Source organism: Bradyrhizobium sp. WBOS08 (assembly GCF_024585125.1).
In the GTDB taxonomy this organism is placed as follows: Bacteria; Pseudomonadota; Alphaproteobacteria; order Rhizobiales; family Xanthobacteraceae; genus Bradyrhizobium; species Bradyrhizobium japonicum_B.
Map to the genome: position 1 here is coordinate 4,424,374 of NZ_CP028988.1, position 17,099 is coordinate 4,441,472.

17 protein-coding genes are annotated in these 17,099 nt (G+C 65.2%); 5 read left to right on the forward strand and 12 right to left on the reverse strand.

Annotated elements, in window-relative coordinates:
* Nucleotides 1-59: 59 nt before the first annotated feature.
* From DCM80_RS20835 to DCM80_RS20850, 4 genes are all read right to left on the reverse strand, one after another.
* Nucleotides 60-1,208 carry an amidohydrolase gene (locus DCM80_RS20835; RefSeq protein ID WP_257193437.1) on the reverse strand — a complete coding sequence of 383 codons (1,149 nt, stop codon included), beginning with the start codon at nucleotides 1,206-1,208 and terminating at the stop codon, nucleotides 60-62.
* 527 nt (nucleotides 1,209-1,735) lie between these two features.
* The gene (locus DCM80_RS20840; RefSeq protein ID WP_257193438.1) at nucleotides 1,736-2,824 is read right to left on the reverse strand and encodes a mandelate racemase/muconate lactonizing enzyme family protein; all 1,089 of its coding nucleotides are present in this window, start codon (nucleotides 2,822-2,824) and stop codon (nucleotides 1,736-1,738) included.
* A 168-nt stretch (nucleotides 2,825-2,992) separates the two neighbouring features.
* Nucleotides 2,993-4,198: a M20/M25/M40 family metallo-hydrolase gene (locus DCM80_RS20845; protein WP_257193439.1), complete on the reverse strand. Its 1,206-nt coding sequence runs from the start codon at nucleotides 4,196-4,198 to the stop codon at nucleotides 2,993-2,995.
* 69 nt (nucleotides 4,199-4,267) lie between these two features.
* On the reverse strand, nucleotides 4,268-5,509 hold the full coding sequence (locus DCM80_RS20850; protein ID WP_257193440.1) for an MFS transporter: 1,242 nt from the start codon (nucleotides 5,507-5,509) through the stop codon (nucleotides 4,268-4,270).
* 338 nt (nucleotides 5,510-5,847) lie between these two features.
* Between DCM80_RS20850 and DCM80_RS20855 the strand changes: the two genes are divergently transcribed.
* A complete protein-coding gene (locus DCM80_RS20855) occupies nucleotides 5,848-6,108 on the forward strand; it encodes a hypothetical protein (RefSeq protein ID WP_257193441.1) in 261 nt (86 codons plus the stop codon).
* 136 nt (nucleotides 6,109-6,244) lie between these two features.
* Nucleotides 6,245-6,427, forward strand: coding sequence for a hypothetical protein (locus tag DCM80_RS20860; RefSeq protein WP_257193442.1), 183 nt, complete (start codon nucleotides 6,245-6,247; stop codon nucleotides 6,425-6,427).
* Between the two features lie 59 nt (nucleotides 6,428-6,486).
* On the opposite strand, the gene DCM80_RS20865 is transcribed toward DCM80_RS20860, so the two are convergent.
* Nucleotides 6,487-6,762, reverse strand: coding sequence for an HGGxSTG domain-containing protein (locus tag DCM80_RS20865; protein WP_257193443.1), 276 nt, complete (start codon nucleotides 6,760-6,762; stop codon nucleotides 6,487-6,489).
* Nucleotides 6,759-7,412, reverse strand: a complete 654-nt coding sequence (locus DCM80_RS20870; protein ID WP_257193444.1) for a hypothetical protein — start codon at nucleotides 7,410-7,412, stop codon at nucleotides 6,759-6,761. Before DCM80_RS20870 ends, DCM80_RS20865 begins: the two co-directional genes overlap by 4 nt.
* A gap of 465 nt (nucleotides 7,413-7,877) precedes the next feature.
* On the opposite strand from DCM80_RS20870, the gene DCM80_RS20875 reads away from it, so the two are divergent.
* Nucleotides 7,878-8,858 (forward strand): tripartite tricarboxylate transporter substrate binding protein, encoded by a 981-nt coding sequence (locus DCM80_RS20875; protein ID WP_257193445.1) that lies wholly within the window; start codon nucleotides 7,878-7,880, stop codon nucleotides 8,856-8,858.
* A 5-nt stretch (nucleotides 8,859-8,863) separates the two neighbouring features.
* Here the strand turns inward: DCM80_RS20875 and DCM80_RS20880 are convergent, their stop codons facing one another.
* Both DCM80_RS20880 and DCM80_RS20885 read right to left on the reverse strand, forming a co-directional pair.
* Entirely contained in the window at nucleotides 8,864-9,325 is a 462-nt protein-coding gene (locus DCM80_RS20880) for an NUDIX domain-containing protein (RefSeq protein WP_257193446.1), read from the reverse strand.
* Between the two features lie 69 nt (nucleotides 9,326-9,394).
* Nucleotides 9,395-10,360: a lytic transglycosylase domain-containing protein gene (locus tag DCM80_RS20885; RefSeq protein ID WP_257193448.1), complete on the reverse strand. Its 966-nt coding sequence runs from the start codon at nucleotides 10,358-10,360 to the stop codon at nucleotides 9,395-9,397.
* Between the two features lie 183 nt (nucleotides 10,361-10,543).
* Here DCM80_RS20885 and DCM80_RS20890 point away from each other — a divergent pair, with 183 nt between their 5' ends.
* On the forward strand, nucleotides 10,544-11,578 hold the full coding sequence (locus tag DCM80_RS20890; protein ID WP_257193449.1) for a L,D-transpeptidase family protein: 1,035 nt from the start codon (nucleotides 10,544-10,546) through the stop codon (nucleotides 11,576-11,578).
* On the opposite strand, the gene DCM80_RS20895 is transcribed toward DCM80_RS20890, so the two are convergent.
* The 3 genes from DCM80_RS20895 to DCM80_RS20905 form a co-directional block, all read right to left on the reverse strand.
* Nucleotides 11,575-11,850, reverse strand: a complete 276-nt coding sequence (locus DCM80_RS20895; RefSeq protein ID WP_257193450.1) for a hypothetical protein — start codon at nucleotides 11,848-11,850, stop codon at nucleotides 11,575-11,577. The genes DCM80_RS20890 and DCM80_RS20895 overlap by 4 nt on opposite strands.
* Before the next feature lie 79 nt (nucleotides 11,851-11,929).
* Entirely contained in the window at nucleotides 11,930-12,787 is an 858-nt protein-coding gene (locus DCM80_RS20900; RefSeq protein WP_257193453.1) for a VOC family protein, read from the reverse strand.
* Nucleotides 12,788-12,926: 139 nt separating this feature from the next.
* The gene (locus DCM80_RS20905; protein WP_257193454.1) at nucleotides 12,927-14,117 is read right to left on the reverse strand and encodes a urate hydroxylase PuuD; all 1,191 of its coding nucleotides are present in this window, start codon (nucleotides 14,115-14,117) and stop codon (nucleotides 12,927-12,929) included.
* Nucleotides 14,118-14,347: 230 nt separating this feature from the next.
* Between DCM80_RS20905 and DCM80_RS20910 the strand changes: the two genes are divergently transcribed.
* Nucleotides 14,348-15,682: a sorbosone dehydrogenase family protein gene (locus DCM80_RS20910; RefSeq protein ID WP_257193455.1), complete on the forward strand. Its 1,335-nt coding sequence runs from the start codon at nucleotides 14,348-14,350 to the stop codon at nucleotides 15,680-15,682.
* Between the two features lie 268 nt (nucleotides 15,683-15,950).
* On the opposite strand, the gene DCM80_RS20915 is transcribed toward DCM80_RS20910, so the two are convergent.
* The gene (locus tag DCM80_RS20915; RefSeq protein WP_257193456.1) at nucleotides 15,951-16,751 is read right to left on the reverse strand and encodes an SDR family NAD(P)-dependent oxidoreductase; all 801 of its coding nucleotides are present in this window, start codon (nucleotides 16,749-16,751) and stop codon (nucleotides 15,951-15,953) included.
* Nucleotides 16,752-17,099 lie beyond the last annotated feature (348 nt).

Here is a 17,099-nt window from a genome sequence, read left to right on the forward strand (position 1 = left end):
GCCTTGTTGGAGGCAACGTTCGTCCGCAAGATATGTTGCTGTCGGCGTGGCGGCGTAGATCAGTTCGACGCCAGCGCCGCCTTGGCCACCTCGGCCATCCAGCTCGACGCCACGGGCAGGATGGCGTCGTTGAAATCATAGCGCGGGCCGTGCAGCTCGGCGCCGTCCCGCAATTCGCCATTGCCGATCCAGACGAAGGCGCCCGGCCGCTGCTGGAGATAATGGGCAAAATCCTCGCCTGCCATGCTGGGCGCGAGGTCGCGCCGCACCGGCGCCCGGACTTTTTCCGCGGCGATGCGCGCGAGGTCCGCCTCATCAGGCGTGTTGACCACCACACCCACCCCCCAGACGATCTCGGGCGTGACCTTGACGCCGAAGCTGGTCGCGATTCCGGCACAGGTGCGTTCGATGCCGGCGAGGATGACGTCCTTGACCGCTTCGCGGTGGTAGCGCAGCGTTCCGCGGATGGTGACGCGTCCGGCGATCTGGTTCGGCGCGGTGCCGCCTTCGATGGTGGAGAGCGACAGCACGGCGGTGTCGAGCGGATCGACGCCCCGCGCCACGATCGATTGCATCGCCACGATCAGATGGCCGGCCGCCATCACCGGATCGCGCGTCAGGTGCGGCATGCCGGCGTGGCCCGCATGGCCCTCGATGGTGATGGTGATGCGTCCGCCGGAGGCCATGACGACGCCGTCGTGCACGGCGATGGTGCCGGCGGCAAGGCCGGGCCAATTGTGGAAGCCGAACACGCGCTGCATCGGAAAGCGATCGAACAGCCCGGCCGCGACCATCGCGCGCGAGCCGCCAAAACCTTCCTCCGCCGGCTGGAAGATGAGATCGACCGTGCCGCTCCAGCTGGTATCCGTGGCGAGCAGCGCGGCGGCGCCGAGCAGCGCGGCGGTGTGGCCGTCATGGCCGCAGGCATGCATCACGCCTGGCGTCTTGGACGCATAGGGCAGGCCGGTGTCCTCGGTGATCGGCAGCGCGTCCATGTCGGCACGCAAGCCGACGCGGCTTTGCGCATGCCCACGCGTCAAGGTCGCGACGATGCCGTGGCCGCCGATACCGGCCTCGAACGGAATGCCGAGCTCGGTGAGCCTGTCCTGCACGAAGGCGGCGGTGGCTTTTTCCTGGAGCGACAGCTCCGGGTGGGCATGAAGGTGCCGGCGCCACGCGGTCAGTTTCTGGTGCAGCTCAGGTGTCAAGGCAACGCTCTCTCGCAAGGTGTCGATTGTCGTCACCATAACGGATTATCGCGGTGATGCACCTGGCGCCTTGGAATGTCCGGTGTGCAGCGATGAGTCGTTGGTGCAGACAAATGGCGCCGCGTGCTCCCCTTCACCTCTCCCGCTTGCGGGAGAGGCCGGGAGAGGGCTGGCTCGTCATTGGGAGTCTCACTGCGGAGACACCCTCTCCCCAACCCTCTCCCGCAAGCGGGCTACGGCATTCACACATCGTTGTTGAAGACCGAAAGGATGTCTGATTCCGTGTCCATCCTGGACAGGAGGATGGCATGGAGCTCGGACTGGGACGGTTTGGCGACCGTCGCCTGGAAAAAGGGGGGCTATTACGGCAAGCCGGGTCCGGTCGTCATGCTTCAGGGTTGGCTCGAGTTCCAAGCCATGAAACGCGGCGCCCACCTCATGCTCCCCCCACGGGATAACCAGAGTGATGTGTGAATCCAGTAGCGCAAGCGGGAGAGGGGGCGCACCTCGCTTGTTGTCGCATCTCTCTACCCCACCAGCTTCGCCAGCCCGTGCCAGTCGAAGCTGATGCCATGGCCGGGCCGGTCCGGCGCCAAGGCCTTGCCGTCCTCGAGCACCAGCGGATGTTCGATGTATTTGTCCAGCCCGAAGCCGTGCGCCTCCAGATAGGAGCGGTTCGGGCAGGCCGCGAGCAAATGCACGGTGATGTCGTGGGCGCCGTGGCTGGTGACCGGCAGGTTGAAAGCCTCCGCCAGCCGCGCGATCTTCATGAAGGCGGAAACGCCGCCGCAATTGGTGACGTCGGGCTCGGGATAGGACACCGCGCTGGATGCGATGTAGTTCTTGAACTCCCACAGCGAGCGCAGATTCTCGCCCGCCGCGATCGGCACGCCGCCGGCCTGCATGATGCGCGCGTGACCGGCGACGTCGTCGGGGATGATCGGCTCCTCGAGCCAGGTGAGATCATAGGGAACGAAAGCACGTGCCGCGCGAATTGCTTCCTCGACCGTCCACTTCATGTTGGCATCCGCCATCAGCGGAAAGCCGTCGCCGAGATGCTGCCGCATCGCGGACACCTTCGCGACGTCGGCCTTCAGGTCCGGCCTGCCGACCTTCATCTTGATGGCGCGAAAGCCCTTGGCGAGGTTGCCGTCGGTCTGCGCGAGCAGCTCATCCACGGAGAGATCGAGGTCAATGCCGCCGGCATAGCACGGCACCCGCGCGTCGAAGCCGCCGAGCAATCGATACAGCGGCAGCTTCGCGCGCCGCGCCTTCAAATCCCATAGCGCGATGTCCAGTGCGGAGAGCGCCAGCACCACCGGCCCGCCGCGGCCGCCATAGTGCAGCGCCCACCAGACCTGCTGCCAGATCGCCTCGGTGTCGTCGGCCTCGCGGCCCTCGACCAGCGGCGGGATCTCGCGCTTGAGGATGTCCGCCGTCGCCCCGCCGTTGCGTCCCACCGTATAGGTGTAGCCGACGCCTTCGGCACCATCGGCATCGCGGATGCGGCAGGTGATCAGCTCGAACGCCGTGATCTCGCCATGGGTGGAATCCGACAGCGTGACGGGGAGGGGGATCCGGTAGAGTCCGGTCTCGATATTGGCGATGCGCGGCATGGTGCCTCCCTTCTTTCTTCCTAGGGTGGGTTAGCCGTGCAGATGCGCAAAGCGCATGTGCGCGGCGTAACCCACCTCTTTGATCTCCGCGGCGGCAGAAGTGGTGGGTTACGCCGCGCGAGCTGCGCTTCGCACAGTCGCGCGGCTAACCCACCCTACAAACCCAACTCACCGCATCGTCGCGAGTTGCACGGCCAGTGCGCAGGCACGGTCGTATTCGTCGAGATTGATCCATTCGTCGACCGTGTGCGCCTCGTTCTGGCCTGCGCCGAAGGTCACGGTCGGAATGCCGTGACGGACCATCCAATTGGCATCGAGGCCGCCATTGGCGGTGCGGACGTTCGGCGTGCCGCCGACCGCGGTCACGGCCTCGACCGCGCGCTTGATGACGGGTTGGCTGTCCTTCATGCGGAACGGATAATAGTCGGTTTCGGCCTGGAACTTGACCTTGCCGGACTTGCCTTGTGCATTGGTGACCTTCTTGGCCGCCTTCTCGAACGCGGCCTTGTAGGCTTTGGTAATCTCCTTGAAGAACTTGCCGTCATGGCTGCGGCTCTCGCCGCGCACATGCACGTAATCGGTGACCACGTTGGTGGCATCGCCCGCGGGGCGGCCTTCGCCGCCGGTGACGGGGCCGACATTGCTGGTGCCTTCCTTTTTGTCTTGCCCCTTGCCCTTCACCACCTTGCCGAACCAGCCGCCGGCCTTCACGTCGGCAAGCGCCAGCGCCATTATCATCGTGGAAGAGATGCCGCGCTCCGGTGCGACGCCGGCATGCGAGGCGCGGCCGAAGATCTCGACGCTCCAGCGGTCGGCGCCGACCGCGCCGATGACGACATTGGAGGCGGCGCCGCCGTCATAGTTGAAGGCCATCACCGGAGAGCCGAGCTCGTCCAGCTTGACGTGGCGGGCGCCGTAGAGGCCGCTCTCCTCGCGCACGCAGAACAGCAGCGTGATCGGCGGATGATCGAGCTTCTGCTTTTCGAGCTCGGCTGCCAGCGTCACCAGCACGCCGCAGCCGCAGCGGTTGTCGCCGCCGAGCGCGGTCTTGGCCTCGTTGACGATCTTGCGTCCCGATTTCTTCGGCTGGGCGCCGGCGCAGAGCGGTACGGTGTCCATGTGGGTCATGAACATGATGCGCGGCTGGTTGTGCAGCGCGCCGCGGCCGGGCAGGTCGACGATGAGGTTGCCGGTCTCGGTCGGCACGGGAATGCGGGTGTTGGCATCATCGAGCCGGATCGCCTTCGCCGGCACGCCGCTCTCCTTCAGCGCGGCCATGAGCTCGCGCCCGATCGCCGCCTCCTGTCCGGTGACGCCCTCCACAGCGAGAAAGCGCATGAGACGGTCGGTGGCGGCTTTGGTGTCGACAGGCATGAATGGTTCCTTTGGCGAGCGATCTCATAGGACGCGAGGATGATGGGCTCGCGAAGAGCTCCAGCCATCCTACGAACTTGTTGCAGTGTAAGCCAAGAAGATCAGCACGCCGAGTGCCAGCATGGCAGCCATGAACAGCAGCACGGCCGGGAGTCCGGCGAGCGCCGCCACCGCGCCCGTCATCGACTGCATCAGCGCCGCGCCGAGGAAGAAGGCGAGGTTGATCGCCGCCAGCGCCTTGCCCGCCACTTGCGCATCGACGAGCTGCCGCGACATGCCGAACAGCAATGGCTGGGCGGAGGTCGCAAGCCCAATCAGCACGAACAGCACGAGGTCGTATTGCGGCGGCATCACGGGCAGGCCTGATAGCACGGAGACCGCATAATTCGGCGCCCCGAGCGCCATCAGCCCCAGCAGCAGCGCTCCGGCCATGTGCGAGCCCGCCACCAGCGCGCGACGCCGGCCGAGCCGGCGGTCGATCACGCCGATGACAAGCGGACCTATGATCATGGCCAGCGTGAACGCGCCGAGCTGGTTGCCGGCCTCGACCCGCGACAATCCCTTGACGTCCATCAGCCACGGCCCGCCCCACAAGCCGCGCAGCACCAGCGAGCTCGCCAGCGATACCAGCGCCAGCGCGATCAGGCCGCGCAAGGGCCGCGAGAGGCCGAGCCTGAGCACTTCGATCATCTGCGACAGCGGCGAGGACTCGTCCTTGTGCTCGGCCGGCTGATGCGGCACCAGCGCGAACACGGCGAGCGCGACCGCGACGCCGCCGAGCGCAGACATCCAGAACCCGGCGCGCCAGCCCCAAGTGTCGACCACGAGGGCGAGCGGGCTCGCCGACAGCAGCATGCCGATATTGCCGATCGAGAGGATCGCGCCCGACCACAACCCGAACCGCGCCGCAGACAATTGCTTCGCCGCCAGCGTCATCGGGCACATCAGCATGCCCGAGGTGGCGACCCCCAGCATGAACTGCCCGACCGCGAAGCTCGCAGGGCCAGTGGCAAACCCCGACGCCACCGCGCCGAGCACGGTCCCCGCGAGCAGGCTCAGCGATACCGGTCGCACGCCGAAGCGATCCATTGCCGCCCCGACCGGGATCTGCGCCGCGGCAAACGCGAAAGGATAGATCGAGGTCAGGCTCGCCAGCGCCTGCGGCTCGAGATGGAAATCCGCCGCCATCAGATCGAGGCTGACGGCCGGAATCGTGCGCAGCAGGGTCGAGAGCATGTGGCCGCAGGCGAGCGCGACGAGTGCGAGGATCAGCACGCGGGTGCCGGTGCCCGCGTCGTCGGTGGTGGCCATGAGCGTTCGATCCCGAGGAGGTTTTGGATGGCTTACATGATGGTGAGGGGAGCGCCAATGGCGGCAGCGCGCCCCCCTCATTCCGGATTGTGGTTTCAGCCGGCAATCCGTGCGCAACTGGCCTGCACTGTAAAGGCCGAGAGGCAGCCGGGATGATCAACTTCTGCTTGCGCACCCCCGGCTTCCGACACGGTCGGCGTCGTCCTCGGCCGGCGCGGATGGCCCTGTCGATGGTGACGGCGATCGTCGCCGTTTCGCTTGTCCGCCAGGCCGCGCGGATCGGGAAAAATCGGAACAATGCGACGTCATCGCTCTTACCTTGATGAGGAGACCTTCTGATGCTGCGTTCAAGACCGCCACGGGTCATTCGCACAACGCTTGATCTTGCGAACGCGAAGCAGGTCAAGTCCGTTCGCAAGCACCTCAAGATCTCCAATGCCGATCTGATCAGGATCGTCGATAAGATCGGCAACTCTCTGACGGCCATAGAGAAGGAAGTTCAGCTCGAAAAGCTTGAGCTGGTTGAGCAGTGCAGCGCGAAGGGTGGACACGATCCCCGGATAGATTCAATCATCCCATCCAAAGGAGAACTGAGATGAACGGCCTGATCTACCTCATAGGGCTAATCGTCGTGATCGCGGCCATTTTGTCATTCTTTGGCTTGCGCTGATCGTTCTCTGCGGGCCGACGCGCACCCCGTCCGGGTGAAGCAGTCGGCAATTCGGTGTGTACCAAATGGATGATCTGCACCAGGTGAACACCATCATCGCCACGACTATTTGCGCGTTCTTCAAAGGACATCCCGACGCCCAGATCGGGACCGAAGAGGCCAAGCTGCTGGCGAAGCAGATTACCCAGGCGCTGGAGGAGGCAGGGCTGCAAATTTCTGCCGCCAATCCAACGAACGCGCCGCACTAGCCTTTCGGCTGGTGAAGCCGGTGTTATCGACGCTTAACTGCTGAAATGACCCAATTCCCTTAGTTCGAGTCCAGCTCCCTCAAAAGCTCCTCCGCATCATCGAGCAGATCCCGGATCGCCCGTCGCTCCGCGATCCGCTCCGGCGTGAAGGCGCCGTGCTTGCGCGCATTGCGGTTGCCTCTGGGTGCCCCCGATCGCTCGGCGCCGCCGTGCATGCGGCAGCGCAGCTTGCCGCGCACGGCCGGCGCGCGGCAGGCGAGGTCGCCGCGCGTGCTGGCGCCGCAGCGCGGGCTCGCCGCCATCGCGCGCGTGTTGCGGACCCGATCGGCGCTCATGCGGTGGCGCCCTGCAACATTTCGGTCCGGTCGTGCTGGTAGTCGCCGGTTTCGTCGGACGGGACCAGTCCGGCGCCTGCCGCGGTGCCCGGCTCGCCCACGGTGAGGTGCGCGTGCTGCGCGACATTCCCCACGATTGCGCTGCCGCCGTCCTGCACCGACAGATTTTGCACGGTGATCGGACGCTCGCCGTTGCCGCGGTGGCGGTTGAGCGCTTCCATCTGCGCCGCGAAGGTGCGGGCCAGCCGGGTCAATGTGCGCGAAATCCCTTCCTGCGAGAGGCCCTCGGTGAAGGCGAGGCGGGATGCGGAGCGCATCGTGGCGACGTGAACGGACACCATCTGCGCCGCCAGCATGGCCTCGAGCGAATCCCTGGGCGCGATGCCCTTCACCATCGAGATCATGAAGGCGAGATTGTCCTCGTCGGGCTTCTGCAGGATCACGCTGGCTTTCATCAATTGCTTGAGGAAGCCGTGCAGGGCGTCGCGATCGACGGCGCCAAGCGCCTCGCTCATCAACCGTTCGCCGGTGTCGGCGTCCGGATGCTGGATCACGATGTCTTTTCGGCCGAGCTTGATCCGCGGGCTCGGCCGGTTGCCGCCATACCGGGCGACGGGCATCGTGCTATTGCGTGTCAGGGCTGTCGTCATGTCGAGAGATCCTTTGGGCCCACGGCACGTGCCAGCAGGCTCCGCTGATGCGAAACCGGTGCGCGCAGCTGCTGTGCGGCGGTTGCGTTGTTAGATGTCGATGCAGGGCTTGTGCGCGACCGAAGCGAGACCCACATGGTCGTGGAGGCCGATGCTCACGCGGATCGCGATGATGCCAGGATGCCCCTGTTTTGCCCGACGAGTCAATTACGATTTCGTGCGATCCGAAGCCTGATCCGAAGCTAGCGGCCCTGCCGTAAGTCGTTGTTTCGACTGGTGCGGTCTACTGTGCATGGGGTTGTTTTCGCATTTTTTGTTTGAAGGAGGTGCGGACCTGCCGTGCTGCGGAATGAAGGCGGGCGAACGCGATTGCGCAATCCGGCGCGACCGCTATTCATGATCCTCCAATGCGTCACGCCAACAAGGCTGCACAAGCGGCGCTGGTGAGATCTGGGGAGAGAACCGATGCAACGAACCGTCCGCCTGCTGGCCGTCATCGCCGGATTGTGCGCCGCTGTGCTGCCCACCGAAGTCATGGCGCAGAAATATCCGGTGCGGCCGGTCAAGGTCATGGTCGGCTTCAGCGCGGGCGGTCCGGTCGACGTCGCGCGCATCGTCGGCGATCGCCTCGGTAGCAAGCTCGGACAGCCCTTCGTGGTCGAGAACCGTGCCGGCGCCAACGGCATGATCGCGGCCGAAGGGGTCGCGCGTGCCGATGCGGATGGCTACAACATGCTCGCCTGCAACTCCTCCACCATCACGCTGAACAGGACGCTGTTCAGGGATATCCGCTACGACCCGGAAAAGGACTTCGCGCCGCTCACCACTGTCGTGTCGGCGCCGCTGGTGCTGGTGGTCAATCCGGAGAATCCCAAGACGGCCGATATCAAGACCGTCGCCGATCTCGTTGCGGCGGCGAAGGCCGCGCCCGGTGCGCTGGCCTACGGCTCGGGCGGCAACGGCAACCTTGCCCATCTCGCCATGGAGCTGCTCAGCCAGAAGGCCGGCATCAAGCTGATCCACGTGCCCTATCGCGGCGGTTCGGCCGCCGAGGTCGGCATTCTCGCGCAGGAGGTGCTGGCGGTGTTCGATCCGCTCTCCGCCGTGCCGCTGGTCAAGGCCGGCAAGCTGCGCGCGCTCGCGGTGTCGTCGGCCGAGCGGCTGCCGTCGCTGCCCGACGTGCCGACCGTCGCGGAAGCGGGCTATCCCGGCTTCGACATCTCGTTCTGGGTCGGCTTCTTCATGCCGAAATCGACGCCGGCGCCGATCCTCGAGACGCTGCACCGGGAAATCGTCGCGGCGGCCAAGGATCCCGCAATCGCGGAGAAGCTCGGCTCGCAAGGCGTCGTCAGCGTGCTCAGCCCGGCCGACTACGCCGCCAAGATCGCGAAGGAGACGAAAGACCTTGCCGAGGTCGTGGCGGCAGCGAACATCAAGGCGGAGTGAGGCTCTTACTCGCCACCCGCCAGCTGCGCCAGCCGGTCGAGCAGCGGGCGTTGGCCTGCGTTGATCTTCTCCCGCGCAGCTTCGAGCGTGAACCATTCGGCACGATCGACCTCCGGGAAGGTCTGCCGTTGGCCGCTTCGTGGCGGCCATTCCATCTCGAACGTATTGCTGCGAACGCAGCTCACGTCGAGATCGAGCTCGACCGCGAAGGCGGTGACGAGCTTGCCGCCGCGCTGCTTGACCTGACCAAGCGCCGTCAGCGGCCCGGACAGATCGAGCCCAAGCTCCTCGGCGAATTCGCGCCGCGCGGCGATATCAGCATCTTCTTCGTCCGCATATTCCCCCTTGGGGATCGACCATGCGCCGAGATCCTTGTTGCGCCAGAACGGCCCCCCGGGATGAACGAGGAGAACCTCGAGCTTGCGGCGCCTCCGATAGGCGATGATCCCGGCACTCTTCGATGGCATCGCGGCTCCGTGCAGCAGCGTTCCGGCTTTCTCTCCGGAAACGTGGAGCCGCGCAAGCGGCGGCTCCGCTCACGAACCGGGGGGCCGTTCGCCCGATGCGAAGCGTACGGCACGCGCCTTCGCGCTCTTGCCGGCGGCGCGTGCCGCGATCATGCTGCGTCCCTTGCGCTGGGCCGCGACATTGTTCCGCAGCTGGGTTGCAAACCGCTTGCGCGCACGGGTCGTCGTCGCCCGGGCGGCGAGCTGCTCGGCTTTGTCAAGGATGCGCGTGACCGAGGGCGTCAGGTTGACCGGAACCCAGGCGACGTCCTTGGCCTTCGAGAGGCTGCCGACACCTTCGCAAGGCGCCTCGCGCGGTAGGTCGACCCGGATTGCAATGGCCTCGGAACGCTCGGTCCAGTCCTCGGCCTTGGTGCCGGTGATGATGCGGACATAGTCGCGCGTCTCGCGTGGCAGCTCACTCTGTTTGGCAAGCCACTTTTGAATGCGGCCCGGGCCTGCATTGTAGGCGGCTGCGGCAAGGCCGAGATTGCCGAAATCATCGCGCAGCTTGCGCAGGAACTTTGCCGAGGCCGGCAGCGCCTTCATGGGATCGAAGGGATCGTCGAGCCCGACTTCGGCAGCCGTTTCCGGCATGAACTGCGCAACGCCCTGGGCGCCGGCGTGGCTGACCTCGTTGGACTTGAAGCGGCTCTCCTGCCAGAGCAGGCGGGCAAAGAACGGCACGGGAATGCCGCTGGCCTCGGCGGCTTCGCGAAGCGCATGGCAGAATTTGTCCGTCGGCGACACCGGCTCCTCGTTGGCGGGTTCGCTCGCGCGCGGTGGCTCGATCGTTTCCTCATGCGCCGCGCGCGCGTTGGCGAGCTCGATGGCCTGGACGCTGGCGAGGAAAAGTTCGACCATCGGAACCAGCGGCGAGGCATGATTGTTCTGAAGAATGGCGGTGTCGAAAGTTGATGTTTTCCGGGACGCCGACGGATCGAGGTCGCACATCAGAAGCAGAAACGCGGCGCAAGCCGCGACGACAAATCGCATTTGCTGGGACAACCTCGAACTGTGGGATGAACGGCCAGCGATGCGCCGGCGCTAGGAAGTTCTTAACCTTCCGATTGCGGCAAAGCTGCGGTCTCGCCGGTTCCTTCGGTGTTAGTACGGTGTTCCCAAAAAGAAACTGTCCGCGATTTGCGGATCATTATTTTCGGAATGGGACGAGCGATCATGATGCGATGGATGCTTGGCGCGGTGATGTCGCTGTGGCTCTACTGCCCGGCGCACGCAGGCAATCTCGATGCGAAGGCCGTGAACGATGCAGCGCGTCCGGAAAAGCCGCCGGCTGCCGACAAGATCAGCGCGCCGGTGACGAAGCTTCAGATTCTGCTCGATCGTGCGCAATTCTCTCCGGGCGAGATCGACGGCAAGCTCGGCGAGAACGCGCAGAAGGCGCTGAAGGCCTTCGCCGAACAGAACGGGCTTGGCTTCGACAAGACCATCACGCCTGAACTCTGGGACAAGCTGAACGCAGCCAGCGAAGGCCCTGTCCTCGTCGACTACAAGATCACCGACGCGGATGTGAAGGGGCCATTCCTCAAGAAGCTGTCAACCAAGCTCGAGGACATGAAGTCGCTGGAGGCGCTGAGCTACACCAGTCCGCTCGAAGGGCTCGCTGAAAAATTCCACATGAGCGAAGAGCTGTTGAAGGCGCTCAATCCGGGAAAGGCGTTCGACAGGAGCGGCGAGACGATCGTCGTCGCCAACGTCGCGGCGCGGCGGGAGCTTCCGCGCATCGTTCGCATCGAGATCGACAAGGCGCAGGCGACGCTGAAGGCCTACGAGACCTCTGGCCGGCTGGTCGCGTTCTACCCGGCGTCAATCGGCAGTCCGGATCGCCCGACCCCGACGGGGACGCTGAAAGTCACCAGCAGCCATGAGCTGCCGACCTATCGCTACAATCCGGAATACAAGTTCAAGAGCGTGAAATCCAAGAAGCCCTTCGAGATCAAGCCGGGTCCCAATGGCCCCGTCGGATCGTACTGGATCGGGCTGTCGGCGCAGGGCTACGGCATCCACGGGACGGCGGAGCCGGACAGGGTCAGCAAGTCCGCATCGCACGGCTGCGTCAGGCTCACCAACTGGGACGCGCGCGTGATCGGCGAGAATGCCAAGCGTGGCATCCCCGTCGTCTTCCTCGATGCGCCGACGGAATCCTCCTCGAAGCAGCGGGACATGGCGGCCGGCAAGCGCGCGGCGAACTAGTCCTTGGGAAAATCCTTGCGCATCGCGATCTCGGCGGCGTCGGCGGGCGACAGCACGGTCTGGTCGAAAGCGGCCTGCGGCGTCGTCATGATGTCGTAGAGCGAGATGCCCTTGATGGGCTTGCCCATCAGCTCGCGGACGCAGTCGGCGAGCGTGCCGTTGTAGACGAGATAGGGCGGACCCCGATCCTTCTGCCTCTCGCCCTTCAGCGACGGCCACTTCTTCAATTCGGCCGGCGCGTCATAGGCGATCGGCGATCCCTCTTTGAACATGCGTTGGGCCCCGGTGGCTTTGGATTGCCGGGAATCCTACCGCCGCCGGGTAAACACGCGTTAAAGAATTAGTTTCAAATCAGCCGGCGACGAAGGCGAGCAGGGTGCCGTTGGACTCGGCCGGCGGCATGCAGACCGCGGGTCCGCTGCGCACGGCAGCCGAACCAAGCGCCTTCTCCGTCGCAGCCAGATCGCTGCTGGCGAGCACCAGCGCGGCGCCGCCGCGCTCGGCGAGGCCGGCGAGCGGCACGCCCGGATAGCGCTTTCCGAGCTGCTCCAGCGTGAGATAGACGAAGTCGGCGCGATCGCTGCCGGAAGGCACGGTCATGGCGCCGTCGGGCTCGGCCTTCGGCTCGCGGTCGATCAGCCGGCCGAGATGTGCGGCGTCCTGCGCCGGCTTGGGCGTCGCAACCAGAATCTGCTTGATCCGCTTCGCCGCGTTGGCGTGCCTCATCAACTCGGGAATCCACACGGTCTCGCGCGTCTTGTGCTGGCAGGCGAAGATGCGCACGCCGCCGGGCGCTTCGGCGGTCGGCCACATGAAGGTGCGGAATTTTGCCGCCGAGACAGTGCCGTTTGGCAGCGTCACCGGCCGCTCGAAATCGGTCGGGCCGATCGGCGTCAGGCCACGGGCGCGGATCTCCTCGGCACCGGCGGCGGAATCGACCGCGGTGAAGGCGATGCGCTCGATGCCCTCGCCGCGCTTGTCGAGGAAGGCGCGCGCCGGCGCGTTGTGCTCGGTCGCCGCGAGCACGCCGAGCAGCTCCATATAATCGGGATCGAACATGATGGTGTAATTGCCGGTGCCCATATGCGCGCTGTGGGTGCCGCGCGGGGAGACGGTGAAGCCGAGCCGCCGGTAGTTCTCGGCGGCTTTGTCGAGGTCCTTCACCATGATGACGGCGTGGTCGATACCGATGACGTTCTTCAGAGCCACTGTTCGTTTCCCGCGAATGCAAACTGACTTGGATTACCGCTGATCCTGTCTACGCCGGATAGGCGGCCAAGTCATTTTCAAATCGGGGGCGAGGTACGGAATTTCATGTCGTGAAATGCAATTCTGTTGGATGACCGGGTCAGTGTGGCTGCTCGAGATAGGCGGCGAGGATCGCGCGCTCCTCGCCGGTCATCTCGGTGATGTTGCCCGGCGGCATTGCGCCGGACCAGGCCGCGACACGGCCGACCAGGCGGATGTTGCGATGGATGTGCTCGGGCGTATCGAGAAGGATGCCTTTCGGCGCGGTCACGATCCCGGCCCAGACCGGCTCGGCCGCGTGGCACATGCTGCAGCGGGACATCACGATCTCCTCGACGGCATTGCGCGTGGGTTGGGCTGACAGCGCGCCCGTCCTCACCTCGCGTGGGCCGGCAGCGGAGAGGAACAGGATCGCGATCACGCCGATTGCGGCCACGCCCCACACCCACCATGGCGATTTGCGCCCGGCGTGCCGCGCGTTGAAGAAATGGCGGATCACCGGGCCGAGCGCCAGGATGATCGCGACGATGATCCAGTTGAAGCGGGTGGCGTAGAGCAGGGGATAGTGGTTGCTGATCATCAGCACGACGACGGGGAGCGTCAGATAATTGTTGTGGACCGAGCGCTCCTTGCTGGCCTTGCCGAGCTTCGGATCGGGCGCCTGCCCCGCGATCAGGCTGGCCACGATCTTCTTCTGGTTCGGGATGATCAGCGCGAAGACGTTGGCGACCATGATGGTGCCGATGATCGCCCCGATCTGGTTGAAGGCGCCGCGACCGCTGAGCACATGGGTGAAGGCGTAAGTCAGCGCGACCAGGAACAAATAGCCGCCGATGGCAAAAGGCAATTCGCGCTGCGCGAGCCCGCTGCGGCAGGCAGCTTCATAGAGCAGCCACGCCAGCGCAAGACTACAGAAGCTGAACAGGCCGGCCTGGAACGGCGTGAGGTCGAGGATCGACTTGTCGACCAGGAACAGGTCGGCCTCGAGATAATACACCACCACCATCAGCGCGAAGCCGGACAGCCAGGTCGTGTAGGCCTCCCATTTGAACCAGGTCAGCTCGTCAGGCATCTGGCTGGGGGCGACCAGATATTTCATGATCCGGTAGAAGCCGCCGCCATGGACCTGCCAGGCCTCGCCCTGCACGCCATCGGGCAGGTCGCGTCTCGGCCTGAGGCCGAGATCGAGGGCGATGAAATAGAAGGAACTGCCAATCCAGGCGATCGCCGCCACCACGTGCAGCCAGCGGAGCAGCAGGCTCGCCCATTCCGATATGATGGATCCCCACATGATGCCCCCAACAATGGTGGCGGCGATGCCGCGGCTTTGCTGACCGCGACGTGCAGCCGCCCTCACATCTGTCGCATCGATCGGCCGCATTTTCCAGTACGATGGAACGCTGCCGATGCCCATCGTGCGAGCACGGGCTGACGTGGAATTCGGCGGTGTTTAACCTGCCGCGGACCATTTGCGGGGCATCGACGTTGACGTTTGCGACGTGCAGGCCGGAGGATGACGACGTGAAGAACAGGATTTCGACCGCGGTGCTGGCTGCAGGGTTGATCGTGGCCGCGACCGGTGCACCGGCCGAGCCCGTGTTGCAGGGCAAGGACGCTTATGGTGATTGGCAGGCCGACAAGCCCGGCACGATCAGGCTGATCCGGCCGCAGGATCTGGTCAGGCCCGGCGCCACGCGATCGGTTGCGAGCTCGTCGCGCGTGGTGCCGCGCCCGCCGGACGCTGCACTCCGGGTGCCGGCGGGCTTCAAGATCGAGCTGTTCGCCGAAGGCCTGCGCGCGCCGCGCATCGTGCGGGTGGCGCCGAACGGCGATGTCTTCGTTGCGGAGACGCGGGCCGGCACCATTCGCGTGCTCCGCGCAGGCGAGGGCGGCAAGGTCGCGAGCAACGATGTCTTTGCCAGCGGCTTGCGCCAGCCTTTCGGCATCGCCTTCTTCCCGAACGGCGACAATCCGCAATGGGTCTATGTCGCCAACACCGACAGCGTCGTCCGCATTCCCTATCAGGCCGGCGATCTCAAGGCGCGCGGCAAGGCCGAGACGATCGTGGCAAGCCTGCCGCATGACGGCGGCCATTCCACCCGCGACATCGTCTTCACGCCCGACAACAAGCGCATGCTGGTCTCGGTCGGCTCGCTCAGCAATGTCGCGGAAGGCCTGGGCATGCCGCCGGGCGGATTGGAGGCGTGGTCGAAGGCGCAACCGCTCGGCGCAGCCTGGGCCAGCGAGACGGAGCGCGCGGCGGTGCTGTCCTTCACGCCAGATGGCAAGGAGCGCAAGATCTACGCGACCGGTATCCGCAATTGCGTCGGCCTTGCGGTCCAGCCACAGACTGGTCTGCCCTGGTGCTCGACCAACGAGCGCGACGGCCTCGGCGACGATCTCGTGCCCGACTACGTCACCAGCGTGAAGGAGGGCGCCTTCTATGGCTGGCCGTGGTTCTACATCGGCAACAACGAAGATCCGCGCCATGCCGGCGCGCGGCCGGACCTGAAGGACAAGGTGACGGTGCCCGACGTGCTGATCCAGCCGCATTCGGCCTCGCTCGGCATGACGTTCTACCAGGGCACGCAGTTTCCGAGCGAATATCAAGGCGACGCATTCGCCGCTCAGCATGGCTCCTGGAACCGTTCGAAGCGCACCGGCTACAAGGTGATCCGGATCAGGATGAAGGACGGCAAGCCGACCGGCGAGTATGAGGATTTCGTCACGGGATTCGTGGCGAGCGACACGGAGGTGTGGGGCCGTCCGGTCAGCGTCGCCGTGGCGAAGGACGGATCGCTGCTGATCTCGGAGGACGGCAACGGCACGATCTGGCGGGTGACGTATTCGCGGTGAGGGAACATGCTTCGCCTCTCCCCGCAAGGGCAGAGCGATCACGTATGGCATTACTCGCGAGCTGAGCGCGCGCCTCGTCCTTCGAGACGACCGCTTCGCGGTCTCCTCAGGATGAGGCTAAGTGACATCGGTGCCCACTGAAACTGTTGCCGCGCACTCCGTCCTCATCCTGAGGGCCCGCCAAAGGCGGGCGTCTCGAAGGATGGCCGCAGGGAAAGCTCTTATCTGCGATTGCCGTGCTGCAGGCGAGGAGAGGGAGAAGAACGGCCTACCCCCGTCTCACGCTGGCTCCGCCGTCCACCGGCAAGGTCACGCCGGTGATGAAGTTCGCCTCGTCGGAGGCCAGAAACAGCGCGGCGTTGGCGACGTCCCACCCCGTTCCCATCTTCCTGCGCAGCGGCACCTTGCTGTCGCGGTCGGCTTCGACCTCGGCGCGGGTCTTGTGCCATTCGCGAGCGCGGGTATCGACGGCCATCGGCGTGTTCATCAGGCCGGGCAGGATGACATTGGCGCGGATGCCGTATTCGGCGTTCTGGTAGGCGAGCTGCTCGGTGAAGGCGATCATCGCCGATTTCGTCGCCTTGTAGGCGACGTAGGGATAGGTCGTGATCGCCGCCATCGAGGAGATGTTGATGATGGCGCCGCTCTTCTGCGCGCGCATGATCGGGATCACTTCCTTGGCGGCGAGAATGCAGCTCTTCAGATTGATGGCGACGACGCGGTCGAAGGCTTCCTCTGTGATCTGAAGGAGCTCGGCATCGCCGCCGGCGAGGCTGACGCCGACATTGTTGTGCAGCACGTCGATCCGGCCCCAGCGCGACTGCGCGTCGGCCACCATGGCCTTGATGTCGGCCGACTTGGTCACGTCGGCCTTGAAGGCCGCGGCGGTGCCGCCCTTCGCGGCGATCATCGCAACGGTCTCCTGCGCGGATTCCAGATGATGGTCGACGCACAGGACCTTCGCGCCTTCGCGCGCGAAGGTCAGCGCGGTGGCGCGGCCGTTGCCCATGCCTTCGCCGGGGCTTTGTCCGGCTCCGACCACGATGGCGACCTTGTCGTTCAGGCGCATGACGCTTTCTCCCCGCTTTTTCGTCACGATAGCACGGACGATGCGAGGCAGAAGACAGATCGTGCCGGTCATGGTCGCGCCCGGCGCACGCGGTCCCGCCGGGCATGCATGGCGCATCTGAATGCGAACATGCCGCCGATGGACCAGATCATGCGGATGCAGTGACGAGACCCGCCCCAAAAAAGAAGAGCCGCTTGTGATGACAAGCGGCCCAAGTCTAGGGAGGAAACGCCCAAGCAAAGACAATCCGACGAGGATCGTCCGCCAAGGAAACGCTCGCGCAAGCGCTTGCGTACGCATACAAATGCAGCAAGTCCCGGCCTGGTTCAATTCCGGATCAATACGGAG

Bases quoted from the DNA above. Each gene is read 5' to 3' on its own strand.
- DCM80_RS20840 (WP_257193438.1), bottom strand. From the start codon at position 2,824: ATGCCGCGCATCGCCAATATCGAGACCGGACTCTACCGGATCCCCCTC.
- DCM80_RS20845 (WP_257193439.1), bottom strand. From the start codon at position 4,198: ATGCCTGTCGACACCAAAGCCGCCACCGACCGTCTCATGCGCTTTCTC.
- DCM80_RS20850 (WP_257193440.1), bottom strand. From the start codon at position 5,509: ATGGCCACCACCGACGACGCGGGCACCGGCACCCGCGTGCTGATCCTC.
- DCM80_RS20855 (WP_257193441.1), top strand. From the start codon at position 5,848: ATGCTGCGTTCAAGACCGCCACGGGTCATTCGCACAACGCTTGATCTT.
- DCM80_RS20860 (WP_257193442.1), top strand. From the start codon at position 6,245: ATGGATGATCTGCACCAGGTGAACACCATCATCGCCACGACTATTTGC.
- DCM80_RS20865 (WP_257193443.1), bottom strand. From the start codon at position 6,762: ATGAGCGCCGATCGGGTCCGCAACACGCGCGCGATGGCGGCGAGCCCG.
- DCM80_RS20870 (WP_257193444.1), bottom strand. From the start codon at position 7,412: ATGACGACAGCCCTGACACGCAATAGCACGATGCCCGTCGCCCGGTAT.
- DCM80_RS20875 (WP_257193445.1), top strand. From the start codon at position 7,878: ATGCAACGAACCGTCCGCCTGCTGGCCGTCATCGCCGGATTGTGCGCC.
- DCM80_RS20880 (WP_257193446.1), bottom strand. From the start codon at position 9,325: ATGCCATCGAAGAGTGCCGGGATCATCGCCTATCGGAGGCGCCGCAAG.
- DCM80_RS20885 (WP_257193448.1), bottom strand. From the start codon at position 10,360: ATGCGATTTGTCGTCGCGGCTTGCGCCGCGTTTCTGCTTCTGATGTGC.
- DCM80_RS20890 (WP_257193449.1), top strand. From the start codon at position 10,544: ATGATGCGATGGATGCTTGGCGCGGTGATGTCGCTGTGGCTCTACTGC.
- DCM80_RS20895 (WP_257193450.1), bottom strand. From the start codon at position 11,850: ATGTTCAAAGAGGGATCGCCGATCGCCTATGACGCGCCGGCCGAATTG.
- DCM80_RS20905 (WP_257193454.1), bottom strand. From the start codon at position 14,117: ATGTGGGGATCCATCATATCGGAATGGGCGAGCCTGCTGCTCCGCTGG.
- DCM80_RS20915 (WP_257193456.1), bottom strand. From the start codon at position 16,751: ATGCGCCTGAACGACAAGGTCGCCATCGTGGTCGGAGCCGGACAAAGC.